The 12,615-nt window shown below is 72.5% G+C and carries 14 protein-coding genes; 10 read left to right on the top strand and 4 right to left on the bottom strand.

Annotated elements, in window-relative coordinates; genetic code table 11:
- Positions 1-207: 207 nt before the first annotated feature.
- A complete protein-coding gene (locus ACFWJ4_RS17215; RefSeq protein ID WP_380544707.1) occupies positions 208-765 on the bottom strand; it encodes a TetR/AcrR family transcriptional regulator in 558 nt (185 codons plus the stop codon).
- Between the two features lie 225 nt (positions 766-990).
- On the opposite strand from ACFWJ4_RS17215, the gene ACFWJ4_RS17210 reads away from it, so the two are divergent.
- The 4 genes from ACFWJ4_RS17210 to ACFWJ4_RS17195 all read left to right on the top strand — a co-directional run bounded on the left by ACFWJ4_RS17210 (position 991) and on the right by ACFWJ4_RS17195 (position 3,618).
- Positions 991-1,872, top strand: a complete 882-nt coding sequence (locus ACFWJ4_RS17210) for an NAD(P)-dependent oxidoreductase (RefSeq protein WP_380544664.1) — start codon at positions 991-993, stop codon at positions 1,870-1,872.
- A gap of 192 nt (positions 1,873-2,064) precedes the next feature.
- Positions 2,065-2,781 (top strand): GntR family transcriptional regulator, encoded by a 717-nt coding sequence (locus ACFWJ4_RS17205; RefSeq protein ID WP_380352892.1) that lies wholly within the window; start codon positions 2,065-2,067, stop codon positions 2,779-2,781.
- Positions 2,782-2,874: 93 nt separating this feature from the next.
- Positions 2,875-3,471 (top strand): Uma2 family endonuclease, encoded by a 597-nt coding sequence (locus ACFWJ4_RS17200; protein WP_380544661.1) that lies wholly within the window; start codon positions 2,875-2,877, stop codon positions 3,469-3,471.
- 9 nt (positions 3,472-3,480) lie between these two features.
- Positions 3,481-3,618: a hypothetical protein gene (locus tag ACFWJ4_RS17195; RefSeq protein ID WP_380544659.1), complete on the top strand. Its 138-nt coding sequence runs from the start codon at positions 3,481-3,483 to the stop codon at positions 3,616-3,618.
- Here ACFWJ4_RS17195 and ACFWJ4_RS17190 read toward each other — a convergent pair.
- Both ACFWJ4_RS17190 and ACFWJ4_RS17185 read right to left on the bottom strand, forming a co-directional pair.
- Positions 3,615-4,298: an ABC transporter ATP-binding protein gene (locus ACFWJ4_RS17190; RefSeq protein ID WP_380352890.1), complete on the bottom strand. Its 684-nt coding sequence runs from the start codon at positions 4,296-4,298 to the stop codon at positions 3,615-3,617. The genes ACFWJ4_RS17195 and ACFWJ4_RS17190 overlap by 4 nt on opposite strands.
- Entirely contained in the window at positions 4,295-5,371 is a 1,077-nt protein-coding gene (locus ACFWJ4_RS17185) for an ABC transporter permease (RefSeq protein ID WP_359901111.1), read from the bottom strand. The genes ACFWJ4_RS17190 and ACFWJ4_RS17185 overlap by 4 nt, the downstream gene beginning before the upstream one ends.
- 163 nt (positions 5,372-5,534) lie before the next feature.
- On the opposite strand from ACFWJ4_RS17185, the gene ACFWJ4_RS17180 reads away from it, so the two are divergent.
- The 5 genes from ACFWJ4_RS17180 to ACFWJ4_RS17160 all read left to right on the top strand — a co-directional run bounded on the left by ACFWJ4_RS17180 (position 5,535) and on the right by ACFWJ4_RS17160 (position 9,227).
- Entirely contained in the window at positions 5,535-6,743 is a 1,209-nt protein-coding gene (locus tag ACFWJ4_RS17180; protein ID WP_380544656.1) for a sensor histidine kinase, read from the top strand.
- Positions 6,740-7,372 (top strand): response regulator, encoded by a 633-nt coding sequence (locus ACFWJ4_RS17175; RefSeq protein ID WP_380544653.1) that lies wholly within the window; start codon positions 6,740-6,742, stop codon positions 7,370-7,372. The genes ACFWJ4_RS17180 and ACFWJ4_RS17175 overlap by 4 nt, the downstream gene beginning before the upstream one ends.
- Before the next feature lie 42 nt (positions 7,373-7,414).
- Entirely contained in the window at positions 7,415-8,437 is a 1,023-nt protein-coding gene (locus ACFWJ4_RS17170) for a nitronate monooxygenase (RefSeq protein ID WP_380544650.1), read from the top strand.
- Between the two features lie 124 nt (positions 8,438-8,561).
- Entirely contained in the window at positions 8,562-8,867 is a 306-nt protein-coding gene (locus ACFWJ4_RS17165) for a type II toxin-antitoxin system RelE/ParE family toxin (protein ID WP_380544648.1), read from the top strand.
- 24 nt (positions 8,868-8,891) lie between these two features.
- Positions 8,892-9,227: an XRE family transcriptional regulator gene (locus tag ACFWJ4_RS17160; protein ID WP_380544645.1), complete on the top strand. Its 336-nt coding sequence runs from the start codon at positions 8,892-8,894 to the stop codon at positions 9,225-9,227.
- A gap of 15 nt (positions 9,228-9,242) precedes the next feature.
- Here ACFWJ4_RS17160 and ACFWJ4_RS17155 read toward each other — a convergent pair whose 3' ends face one another.
- On the bottom strand, positions 9,243-10,694 hold the full coding sequence (locus ACFWJ4_RS17155; RefSeq protein WP_380544642.1) for an aminopeptidase P family protein: 1,452 nt from the start codon (positions 10,692-10,694) through the stop codon (positions 9,243-9,245).
- 162 nt (positions 10,695-10,856) lie between these two features.
- On the opposite strand from ACFWJ4_RS17155, the gene ACFWJ4_RS17150 reads away from it, so the two are divergent.
- The gene (locus ACFWJ4_RS17150; RefSeq protein ID WP_380544639.1) at positions 10,857-12,605 is read left to right on the top strand and encodes an ABC transporter substrate-binding protein; all 1,749 of its coding nucleotides are present in this window, start codon (positions 10,857-10,859) and stop codon (positions 12,603-12,605) included.
- Positions 12,606-12,615: the final 10 nt, after the last annotated feature.

Genomic DNA, 12,615 nt, shown 5'->3' with positions numbered 1-12,615 from the left:
ACCGCGCGGCTTCTTTCTACTAGTGCGTTCGTCCTGGCGTTGTTTGGGTGTTGTGAAACCGGTGTCGGCGACGGGGGATGGTACCCCCCGCTGCGCCGGCTCCTCACGTTTTCCGGCCGTCTCCCGGGCTTCTCGGGCCCGTCTCTCGGCTCGTCCTTCGGTTCGTCTTTCGGTTCGTCTTTCGGGCAGGCGGCCCGGTGCCGCGGGTCAGGCCCGGTCGTCGGCGTAGGTGGTGAGCAGGCGGGCCAGGTGTTTGCCGGTGACCAGCAGCGGCTGCTCGCTGCGGGCGACCTGGGCGGCGAGCTCGGCGCCCTCCAGGGTGCTGATCACGGTGCCGGCCAGCTCGCGGGCGTCCTGCTCGCCGATGCCGGCGGCGAGCAGCCGTTCCGCCACGACGGCCCGCCAGTTGGCGAAGGCCTCGGTCACCGCCTCCTCGATCACCGGCACCCGGCCGACCGTCTCCAGGGCCGTGCTGGTGATCGGGCAGCCGTCCTGCCAGTCGGACTCGCGCAGTTCCGTGGCGAGCATCCGGGTGCAGGAGGTCATCGCCTCGCCCAGGTCCGGCGAGGAGCCGAGCCCGGCGCGCAGCAGGACGGCGAACTCCTCGTCCCCGTGCCGGATCGCCTCGGCGGCCAACTCCTGCTTGCCGCCCGGGAAGAAGTGGTAGACGGAGCCGAGGGTGGCCTCGGCCTCGCGGGAGATCTGCTTGATCCCGGTGCCCTCGTACCCCTGGCGCTGCAGCAGCCGGGAGGTGGCCCGGACGATCCGCTCGCGGGTGCCGGGCTTCGCTTCGGCCTTCGAGCTCGTCTTCGAGCTCGTCTTCGAGCTCGTCTTCGAGCTCGTCCTCGCGCTCGCTTTCGCGTCGGCTCTCTCGGGCGTGTTCACGCCGCGATCCTAGCCGAGATTCTGGGTAGAGCGTTCGTTCCAGTCCTGTGCTAGCGTCGGCCCGGCGCTCTGGATAGAGCGTTCGTTCCAGAGGAGGGGAAGCGCATGTCCGTGGAGCAGCAGGCACGGCGATCAGTGACGGTGATCGGGCTCGGCCCGATGGGGCAGGCCATGGCCGGGGCGTTCCTGGACGCCGGGTACGCCGTCACGGTGTGGAACCGCACCGCCGGGCGGGCCGACGCGCTCGTCGCCCGGGGTGCGCGGGCCGCATCCGACGCCGAGGCGGCGGTGGCGGCGAACGACCTGGTGGTACTCAGCCTCACCGACTACGACGCGGTGTTCGAGGTGCTGGAGTCGGTCGAGCCGGCGCTGCGGGGGAGGACGATCGTGAACCTCGGCTCGGACACTCCCGGGCGGGCCCGCGAGGCCGCCCGCTGGCTGGCCGAACGCGGCGCCGGCCACCTGACCGGCGGGGTGCAGGTGCCGCCGTCGGGCATCGGCAGCCCCGAGTCGTCCACCTTCTACAGCGGCCCGGTCGAACTGTTCCAGCGGCACCGGGCGGCCCTGGAGGTGCTCACCGGGGCCGACTACCGGGGCGACGACCCCGGGCTGGCGCAGCTGTACTACCAGATCCAGATGGACCTGTTCTGGTCCTCGATGGTCGGCTACCTGCACGCCACGGCGATCGCCGAGGCCAACGGCATCTCGGCCGAGGAGTTCCGGCCGTACGCCCTGCCCACCGCCTCGCTGGTGCCGCGGATGATCGAGTTCTACGCGCCGCGGATCACCGCCGGGGACCACCGCGGGGACGTCGACCGGCTGACGATGGCACTCGCGAGCATCGAGCACGTCCGGGACACCGCGGAGGCCTCCGGGGTGGACGGCGCCCTGCCGGCCGTCCTCGCGGAGGCGGTCCGGCGGGGCGTGGCGGCCGGCGACGGCGCGGCCGGTCTGAGCACCCTGGTGGGCCGGTTCCGTCGGGCGTAGCCCTCCGTGCGGACCCGAAGATCGTGTGCCGTCGGCCGTTGTCACGGCCGACGGCCGCTGCCACCATGGCATTCGGCGTCACGGAGGGCCGGCCCGGCGGGCCGGTGACGGGTGTTCGAATCACCGGCTGTCGCGTACGCAACGTAACGTGACATTGTACGCTGGTGTTCTGCACCCACCCGGAGGAACACCATGGCCGACCTCAAATCCCGCACCCTGATCTCCGTACAGGAGCGGCTTCGCGACCAGGTCGCCCACGCACTCCGGGCGGCCCTGATCTCCGGCGAACTGCGCCCCGGCGTGGTCTACTCCGCACCCGCGCTCGCCGCCGACTTCGGGGTCTCCGCGACCCCGGTCCGCGAGGCCATGCTCGACCTCGCCCGCGAGGGCCTCGTCGAGGCCGTCCGCAACAAGGGCTTCCGCGTCACCGAGCTGACCGACCGCGACCTCGACGACTTCACCGAGATCCGCGCCCTGATCGAGGTCCCGACCGTCGGCCGGGTGGCGCGCACCGCCACCAAGGAGCAACTGGAACGGCTGCGCCCGCAGGCAGAGGCGATCGTCGCGGCGGCCCGCAAGCACGACCTGATCGGCTACCTGGAGGCCGACCGCCAGTTCCACCTGGACGTGCTGGGGCTGGCCGGCAACTCCCGCCTGGTCGAGGTCGTCGGCGACCTGCGCAAGCGCTCGCGGCTGTACGGCCTCAACCGGCTCGACGAGCGCGGCGAGCTGGTCTCCTCGGCCGAGGAGCACCTGGAGCTGCTGGACCTGATGCTCGCCGGGGACTCGGCCGGCGCCGAGGCCTGCATGACCCGCCACCTCAGCCACGTCCGCTCGCTGTGGGCCGGCGGCGAGAAGCCCGCCGAGCCGGAGGCCTCGGCCCTGCGACTCGGGGCCCGCCGGAGCTGAACCACTCGTCCGGGTGAGGATCGAGGATCGGGCGCCGGGAGGCGTCCGAGTTCTACGATGATGCTCTCGACATCGGCAGCCAGGAGGAATTCCATGTCCGCCGCAGCAGTGGAAGAGCCTTTCGAGCAGCCGACGCTGCTCGAAACCGCCGAGCTGATCTCCACGCAGTTCGCGGGGCACCGGGTCGAGATCCTCGGAGGACAGATCACAGTGACACCGCCTCCGGACGGACAACACGGTGACTCTCTCACCAGCATCAGCATTCCGCTCCTCGTCGCGGGTCTCCACGGCGAGACGACCCGATTGATCCAGGGGATCGGCCTCTGGCTGCCCGGCGGCCCGTCGGACTTCGCCGTCCCGGACATGTCGATCGTCGATGCCGACTATGCCGACCACTTGATCGAGCGCAACTGCTACGACCCTGTGATTTTCAGGCTTGTGCTGGAAGTGACGTCGTCGAACCACTTGATCGACCTGAAGATCAAGCCGTTGCTGTACGCCGAAGCAGGAGTGCCCGCATACGTCATCGTCGACCGCAAGAACCTGAAGGTCATGGTTCTGACCGAACCGCGGGACGGGGAGTACCGGGTGCACGCCGTCCACCACCCCGGCCAGTCCTTCACCCTGCCGGAGTCCATCGGGGCGGCTGTGACGCTCTCGGTGGACGACGTGCTCATCGCCAAGAAGTAGCCGTCATCCGTGCGGAGCAGCGCGGTGGAGATGGCCGAGGCCCTCTTTGAGCGGTTCCCCGGGGAGTGGGTGGTGCACCGTCCCGGGCAGGTGTTCGCGCTGCCCGGGACGACGGTGACGCTGTCGGTGGCGGAGCTGGTCGGCTAGAGCGCCGCCGCGGGCAGGGTCAGCCGGCCGTCGTGGACCTCGGCGACCTGGTCGACGGCCGTCAGGTGGGTTCGGTCGTGGGTGACCAGGACGGTGGCGGTGGCCCGGCGGTGGGTGAGGTCGGTGATCAGGTCCAGGACGGCGGCGCCGCGCTCGTGGTCGAGGGCGCTGGTCGGTTCGTCCACCAGCAGGACGGTGGGGTCGTTCATCAGCGCGCGGGCGATGTTGACCCGCTGGCGCTGGCCGCCGGAGAGCTGGTGCGGGCGGCGGGCGGCCTGGTCGCGCAGGCCGACGGCGTCCAGGAGTTCCAGGGCCCGGGGCAGGGCGGTGCGCGGGGCGCGGCCGTCCAGGTGGGCCATCACCTGCAGCTGCTCCACCGCGGTGAGCGAGGGCAGCAGATTGGGCTGCTGGAAGACGATCCCGATCCTGGTGCGGCGCAGCGCGGTGAGTTCCGCCCGGTCGAGGCCCGTGGTGTCGGTGCCGTCGATGACGACCTGCCCGGAGTCCGGGGTGATCAGGGTGGCGGCGACCGCCAGCAGGCTGGACTTGCCGGAGCCGGAGGGGCCGACGACGGCGGTGAGCGAGCCCTTGGGGACGGTCAGCGAGACCTCGTCCAGGGCCGTGAGCCGGCCGTCGCCGTCCGGGTAGGTCAGGGTGATGCGGTCGAGGGTCAAGCTCATCGGGCGCTCCCCAGGGCGGTCAGCGGGTCGACGGAGGTGATCCGGCGGATGGACAGGGCCGCGCCGATCGCGCCGAGGGCGATCATGACGGCGGCGGGCAGCAGGACGGTCGGGGCGTCCAGGACGAAGGGGACGGCGGAGCCGATCAGCGCGCCGAAGCCGGCCGCGACCGCGGTGCCCAGCAGGGTGCCGAGCACCAGCAGCAGGACGGCCTGGCCGAGGGCGTCGCGCAGCAGGTAGCGGGTGGAGGCGCCGAGGGCCTTGAGGACGGCGATGTCGCCGCTGCGCTGGATCGTCCAGACCGTGAAGAACGCGCCGATCACCAGGGCGGAGATGGCGAACAGGAAGCCGCGCATCAGCTGGAGGGAGCCGTTCTCCGAGGTGTAGGACCCGATCGCGGTGAGGGCGTCGTCGCGGGTGCGGGTCTCGGTGCCGTGGCGCGCGTCGGCGGCGGCCAGGTCGGCGCCCTTCGCCGTGGTGAGGGCGATGACGGTGGCGTGGCCGGTGCCGCCGGGGGCGGCCTGCTGCCAGTCGCCGAGGGAGGTCCAGATCACCGGGGTGTGGCTGTAGGCGGCGTCGCCCTGGACGGCGGCGACCCGCAGCGGGTGGCCGCCGAGGGTGAACTCGGCGCCGGGGGCGAGGCCGCCCAGGTTCTCGGCGGCGGTCCTGGACAGCACGGCCTGGCCGGGGGCGATCCGGGTGCCCTGCGGGGCGAGCCCGGAGTCCTCCGGGACGCCGAAGGCGGAGAGCGCGGCGGTGCGCTGCCCGGCGGCGGCCTTGGTGGTGGTGATGCCGAGCGGCTGGGCGGAGGTGACGCCGGGCTCGCGGGCCCAGCCCTGCCACTGGTCGGGGGTGACCTGGGAATCGGTGAAGGAGAGCTTCTGCCCGTCGGCCGGCTTGCCGAAGACCAGGTGGTCGGCGGGCAGGCCGGTGATCGCGGAGATGTTCTGCCGGCCGAGCCCGGCGGTCAGCCCGGACAGCAGGCCGACCAGTACGGTGATCAGCACGATGACGGTCCCCATCAAGGCGAACCGCCCCTTGGCGAACCTCAGGTCCCTCCAGGCGACGAACACGGTGAACCTTCCTCTGCACAGGTGTTTTCGACTCTTCCACCGTCCCGGACGGAGGGGCCCCGGGGCATCGCGCCGGGGATTGCATCCTGGGCATCAAAGGGAAGAGGCCGAGTTCAACCTTTTGATTGATGCCGGACGCCGACGCGGAACTTAGGCTGGACGGATGGCGACCGAACGATCCAGAACCACCCCCGTCGCCCGCGTCCTCCAGGTCTGCCTGCACCTGCTCGTTGCGGGCCTGCTCGCGCTCGCCGTCGCCCGGGCCGTCTTCGTCGACCGGGGCGGCGACCCCGCCGCCGTCGCCGCCGCGGCCACCGCGATGGCCGCCGTCTACACCGTCGGGCCGCAGCTGGCCGCCGTGCGCCGCTCGCGCCGGGCGGCCGCACTCTGGCTGGTGCTGCTCGGCGCCACCTGGGCGGGCGTGCTGATCGCCACCCAGGACGGGGTCTGGCTGGCGTTCCCGCTGTACTTCCTGGAACTGCACCTGCTGGGGCGGCGCGGTGGGCTCGTCGCCGTCGGGCTGACCGCCGCCGCGTCGATCGCCGCCTGGTCCTGGCACCAGCACAGCTTCAGCTTCGCCGCCTCGATCGGGCCCGCGCTCGGCGCGGCCGTCGCCACCGCCACCGTGCTCGGCTACCAGGCGCTGTACCGGGAGAGCGAGGAGCGCCGCCGGCTGATCGACGAACTGACCGCCGCCCGCGCCGACCTCGCCGCCGCGCACCACGCGGCCGGGGTGCTGGCCGAGCGGGAGCGGCTCGCCCGGGAGATCCACGACACCCTCGCGCAGAGCCTCAGCTCCATCCAGCTGCTGCTGCGGGCGGCCCAGCGGGCCCTGCCGGAGCGCACCGAGGCCGCCGCCGGGTACGTCGAGCAGGCGCGGCAGGCCGCCCAGGACAACCTGGACGAGGCCCGCAGGTTCGTCCGGGCGCTCACCCCGCCCGCGCTGGACGGCGACCCGCTGCCGGTCGCGCTGGAGCGGCTGTGCGCGACGACGACGGCGCACGGCACGCTGCCCGTCCACCTGCACGTCTTCGGCGACCCGGTCCGGCTGCCGGCCGCGCAGGAGGTCGCGCTGCTGCGGATCGCGCAGTCGGCGCTCGGCAACACCGTCCGGCACGCGGGCGCCTCGCGGGCCGACGTGACGCTCAGCTACATGGAGGGCGAAGTGGCACTGGACGTGTACGACGACGGCGCCGGGTTCGACCCGGCGGTGGTGGCGGCCGGCCGCCCCGACGGGGAAGGCGGGTTCGGGCTGCCCTCGATGCGGGCCCGGGCGCGGGCGCTCGGCGGCCGCTTCACGGTGGAGTCGGCGCCCGGGCAGGGCACCACGGTGGCGGTGCAGCTGCCGGTCACCCCGGAGGCCGGCCCGTGATCGGGCTGCTCATCGCGGACGACCACCCGGTGGTGCGGGCCGGGCTGCGGGCGGTGCTGGAGTGCGAGCCGGACTTCGCCATCGTGGCGGAGGCGGCCACCGCCGAGCGGGCCGTCGAACTGGCGGCGGAACCGGGCGTGGACGTGGTGCTGATGGACCTCCAGTTCGGGCCGGGCTCGGCGATGAACGGGGCGCAGGCCACCGCGGCGATCACCGCCCGGGAGGGCGCGCCGCGGGTCCTGGTCGTCACCACGTACGACACCGACGCGGACACCCTGCCGGCCCTGGAGGCGGGCGCCACCGGCTACCTGCTGAAGGACGCCCCGCCGGAGGAGCTCGCCCAGGCCGTACGGGCCGCCGCCGCCGGGCGCAGCGCGCTGGCGCCCAGCGTCGCGGACCGGCTGCTGGAGCGGATGCGGACGCCGGCGGCGGCGCTCAGCGCCCGGGAGACCGAGGTGCTGGGGCTGGTCGCGGACGGGCTGACCAACCAGCAGGTCAGCCAGCGGCTGCACCTGAGCCAGGCCACGGTGAAGTCCCATCTGGTGCACATCTACACCAAGTTGGGGGTGGACTCGCGCACGGCGGCGGTGCGCGAGGCACGGCGGCGGGGGCTGATCCGCCGAGCGTAGGGTGGGGGTGTTCCGTACCCGCAGCAGTGTGAGGAGCGCCCGATGACCGTCCGGCTCGACGAGCTCGCCGTCCCCGTGATCGCCGCCCCGATGGCGGGCGGGCCCTCGACGCCCGCACTGGTCGCGGCGGTGAACCGGGCCGGCGGGCTGGGCTTCCTGGCCGCCGGGATGAGGACCGCCGCCGGGATGTCCGAGCAGATCGCCGCGGTGCGGGCGTCGACCGACCGGCCGTACGGGGTGAACCTCTTCGTGCCGGGCACGCCCGGGGACCGGGCGGCCGTCGCCGCCTACCGGGAGCGGCTGCGGCCCGAGGCCGAGCGGTGGGGCGTGACGCTGCCGGAGGAGGACGGGCCGGACCGGGACGACTGGGAGGCCAAGCTGGCCGCGCTGCTCGCGGACCCGGTGCCGGTGGTCTCGTACACCTTCGGGCTGCCGACGGCCGAGGAGGCGGCGGCGCTGCGGGCGGCCGGGACGACCCAGATCGGCACCGTCACCACGCCGGAGGAGGCGCGGGCGGCGCAGGCGGTCGGGATGGACGCGCTGTGCGTGCAGGGCCCGGAGGCGGGCGGCCACCGCGGCACCCACCGGGTGACGGACGAGCCGGGGGAGCTGCCGCTGCTCCACCTGCTGCCCGCCGTGCGGGAGGTGACGGCGCTGCCGCTGATCGCCGCGGGCGGGCTCGGCGACGGCCCGGCCGTCGCGGCGGCCCTGCGGGCGGGAGCGGCGGCGGTGCAGCTGGGCACGGCCCTGCTGCGGTCGGACGAGTCCGGGGCCGCGGCCGCCCACCGGGCCGCGCTCGTCGAGCTGCCGGAGACGGTCGTCACCCGTGCCTTCACCGGCCGCCCGGCCCGCGGCCTGCGCAACGCCTTCATCGACCGCCACGGCCCGTACGCCCCGCCCGCCTACCCCGAGGTCAACCGCCTCACCACCCCCCTGCGCGCCGCCGCCGCCCGCCGCGGCGACACGGCCGCCATGCACCTCTGGGCCGGCACCGCCCACCACCTGGCCCGCACGGGGCCTGCGGAGCAGATCGTCGCGGAGCTCTGGCGGGCGGCGCGGGGGTAGGGCGTCGGGGGCGCGCGGGACTCGGCGTGTTGTCCCTCGCAGGGGTGGATTGAGCGGGAATGCGCGTAACGTATAAGGGACAACTTAATTTGGTTCCATATGGGAGATCACACTCATTGGTCCGGTGAACGACTGGTTCCTGGACATCGCTGTCAAGGACCCGGACACGGCCGACCAGATCGCCGACGCGATCGAGTTGCTCGCCAGGAGGGGGCCACTGCTCGGGCGCCCGCTGGTGGACCGGATTCATGGAAGCAAGTTGCACAACCTGAAGGAGCTTCGGCCCGGCTCGGTGGGGCGCTCCGAGGTTCGATTGCTCTTCGTTTTCGATGTCGAGCGGGAGGCCCGTCATCCTGGTCGCCGGCGACAAGAACGGGGAGTGGTCCCGGTGGTACGACATCAACATCCCGCTGGCGGAAGCTCGCTATGAGCAGTACGTCGAGGAAAAGGGAGCGTGAGCGTGAAGGGTCGTAGTTGGACCGAGGTGTGGGCCGAGGCGCAGCGGATCAACCCCTGGTTGGCCTCGCCGGAGGCGGAGGCCGACCGGGCTCGGATCCGGAAGGAGAACCTGGCCCGGATTCGCGGCTACGAGCTGGCCGAGATGCGGAAGGCGGCCGACCTCACCCAGAAGGAGGTGGCGGCGCTGATGGGCGTGAGTCAGGCGCGGGTGTCGCAGATCGAGCACGGGCAGGTGGACAGCCTGGACAACCTGCGGGCGTATTCGGCGGCGATCGGCGGCGAGGTCGAGGTGACGATTCGGCGAGGGGAGCGGACGATCAAGGTGGCTTGATCGTCCGCTGCCTCCTCAGGGCAGCAGGTCCGCCATCCAGGATTCGACGTCGGTGGCGGTGCGGGGGAGGGCGCCGGACATCAGGTGGGCGCCGTCGGCGGTGATGACCAGGTCGTCCTCGATGCGGATGCCGAGGCCGCGGAGTTCGGCGGGGAGGGTCTCGTCGTCGGGCTGGAGGTAGAGGCCGGGCTCGACGGTGAGGACCATGCCCTCCTCCAGGGTGCCGTCGAGGTAGCGGTCGGCGCGGGACTTGGCGCAGTCGTGGTAGTCGAGGCCGAGCATGTGGCCGCTGCCGCAGAGGGTGTAGCGGCGGTAGAGGCCGTTGTCCTCGGCGAGGGCCTCCTCGGCGGAGACGGGCAGGACGCCCCAGTCGGCGAGGCCTTCGGCGATGACCCGCATGGCGGCGCGGTGGAAGTCGCGGAACCGGGCCCCCGGGCGCAGCGTGGCGATGCCGGCGCTCTGGGCGGCGAGGACGAGGTCGTAGGCCTGGCGCTGGACCGGGGTGAAGGTGCCGCTGAGCGGGAGGGTGCGGGTGATGTCGGCGGCGTAGAGGGTGTCGGTCTCGACGCCGGCGTCCAGGAGGAGCAGGGAGTTCGGGTCGAGGGCGCCGTCGTTGCGGATCCAGTGCAGCACGCAGGCGTGGGCGCCGGAGGCGGCGATGGTGGTGTAGGAGGTGCCGTTGCCCTCGGCGCGGGCGCGCAGGTCGAAGACGCCCTCGATCCAGCGCTCGCCGCGGTGGTGGCGCAGTGCGGTGGGCAGGGCGCGGACGACGTCCTCGAAGCCGGTGGTGGTGTGGTCGACGGCCAGTTGCAGCTGTCCGATCTCCCATTCGTCCTTGACCAGGCGCAACTCGGAGAGGACGGCGGCCAGTTCGCTGTCCCGGTGGTCGCCGTTCGGGCGCCCGGTGGCCTCGTCGACCAGCGGGTCGGTGCCGACCAGCACCCGGGTGGGCGGCTGGGGGCCGGTGAGCAGTTTGCCGAGGTCGTCGAGGTGTTCGGTGCGCACCCCGGTGAGCTGCGCCGCCTCGGCGAGGTCGGGCCGGGCGCCGACCCAGAACTCGCCGTAGCGGCGGTCGCGGTAGAACTCGCCGCCGTCGCGGGGGGAGCGGGGGCGCAGGTAGAGCACCGGCTCGTGGCCCTCGGGGCCGGCCGGTTCGAGGACGAGGACGTGGTCGGCCTGGTCCTCGCCGGTGAGGCCGGTGAGCCAGACGTACGCGCTGTGCGGGCGGAAGCGGTAGTCGAGGTCGTTGCAGCGGACCTTGAGCCGGCCGGACGGGACGATCAGCCGCTCGCCGGGGAAGACGGTGGAGAGCCGGGCGCGGCGGCCGGGGAAGCGGTCGTGGCCGGGGACGCGCAGGTCGGCGGGAATGGGGGTGGCGGCCCACCGGGTGCCCATGAACGAGGCGAGGGCGGGGGAGACCGGGAGGTCGTGGCTCCCGGTGTTGAGGCCGGTCGGGGGAAGGGTCACCGGTGAACTCCTTGGTGGGGCTGGGGAGATGCCTGGCACGGACACAGCTCGGTAACGGGAGCCGTCACCTCTTGTGCAGTGCAATTTCACATTACTATGTTACGGGTCACACAGCGCAGCGGCCAGATCCGGCGGATCGGGCCCCCCACAGCGGAGTTGCACATGACCAGGCGCACCCACGCCGCCCTCGCGGCGGCCCTCGCGGCGACCCTCACCCTCGGCCTCGGGGCCTGCTCCAACGACAAGAGTGACAGCGGCAGCGACGCCGCCCCCTCCGACGGCAAGGGCCCGGGCGCCGCGTCCGGCTCGGTCATCGGCGGCACCCCCGTCAAGGGCGGGACCCTCACCGTCCTGACCAACCAGGACTTCGCGCACCTCGACCCGGCCCGCAGCTGGGTGGTGCCGCACATGGACTTCGGCACCCGGCTGCTCTACCGCACCCTGACCACCTTCAAGGCCGAGCCGGGCGCGGCGGGCAGCGAGATCGTCCCGGACCTCGCCACCGACCTCGGCAAGTCCTCCGAGGGCGGCAAGGTGTGGACCTTCACCCTCAAGGACGGCCTCAAGTACGAGGACGGCACGCCGATCAAGTCCGCCGACATCAAGTACAACGTCGAGCGGTCCTACTCCCCGGACCTCACCGGCGGCCCCGACTACGCGATCCAGTACCTGGCCGGCGGCGAGAACTACAAGGGCCCGCTGAACGGCGAGCACCTGGCGAGCATCGAGACCCCGGACGACAGGACGATCGTCTTCCACCTGAAGCGCCCGGTCGCCGAGTTCTCCTCCACCGTCTCGCTGCCGACCTTCTCCCCGGTGCCGCAGTCCCAGGAGAAGGGCACCCAGTACGACGCCCGGCCGTTCTCCTCCGGTCCGTACAAGATCGAGACCTACGACCGCGGCAAGCAGCTGGTGCTGGTCCGCAACACCAACTGGGACCCGGCCACCGACACCGTCCGCAAGGCCTACCCGGACAAGGTCGTGGTCACCCAGGGCATCAAGGGCGGCCAGGCCGACGACCGGATCATCGCCAGCGACGGCGCCGACGCCAACGCGATCAACATGCCGTGGATGGCGCACGAGACCGTCGCCAAGGTGCTGCCCAAGCCGGACGTCAAGGCCCGGATGGCCGCCGAGGTCACCGGCTGCACCGACATGCTGTACATGAACACCGCCAAGGCCCCCTTCGACGACCCGAAGGTGCGCGAGGCGATGATGTGGGCGGTCGACCGCGAGGGGCAGGTGACGGCCTTCGGCGGCCCGGCGATGGCCGACGTGGCGACCTCCTACCTGCCGCCCTCGCTGACCGGCGGCGTCAAGTCCGACCCGCTGAAGGTCCCGGCGGCCGGCGACCCGGAGAAGGCCAAGAAGCTGCTCCAGGAGGCGGGCAAGAGCGACCTCAAGGTCTCGCTCACCGTCTCGCTCGGCGACAAGAGCCGTGCCGAGGCGATCCAGCAGTCGCTGTCCAAGGCCGGCGTCCAGGTCACCATCAACACCACCGACCCGTCCGCCTTCCAGGACACCGTCGGCGACATCAAGAACGCCCCCGACCTGACCATCAGCGGCTGGTGTCCCGACTACCCCTCCGGTGCGACCTTCCTGCCGTTCCAGTTCGACGGCCGCACCATCAAGGAGAAGGGCAACCAGGGCAACCTGAGCCAGTTCAAGGACCAGGCCACGATGGACCGGATGGACCAGATCGCGGCCATGACGGACGTCAACGAGGCCAACAAGGCCTGGCAGCAGCTGGACCAGGACCTGGCGAAGAAGGCCCCGGCCGTCCCGCTGATCTGGCAGCGCCGCCCCCTGCTGGTCGGCACCAACGTGGCCGGCGCCTTCGGCAACTCGGGCTTCGCCGGGATGCTCGACCTGGGTGCCATCGGCCTCAAGGACCCCGCCAAGGGCAAGTGAGGGGCCGGCA

This window comes from Kitasatospora sp. NPDC127067, assembly GCF_042724755.1.
GTDB classification, from domain to species: Bacteria; Actinomycetota; Actinomycetes; order Streptomycetales; family Streptomycetaceae; genus Kitasatospora; species Kitasatospora lactacystinica.
Note: the sequence above shows the minus strand (reverse complement) of the source record. Positions and strands in the feature narration are given on the sequence as shown.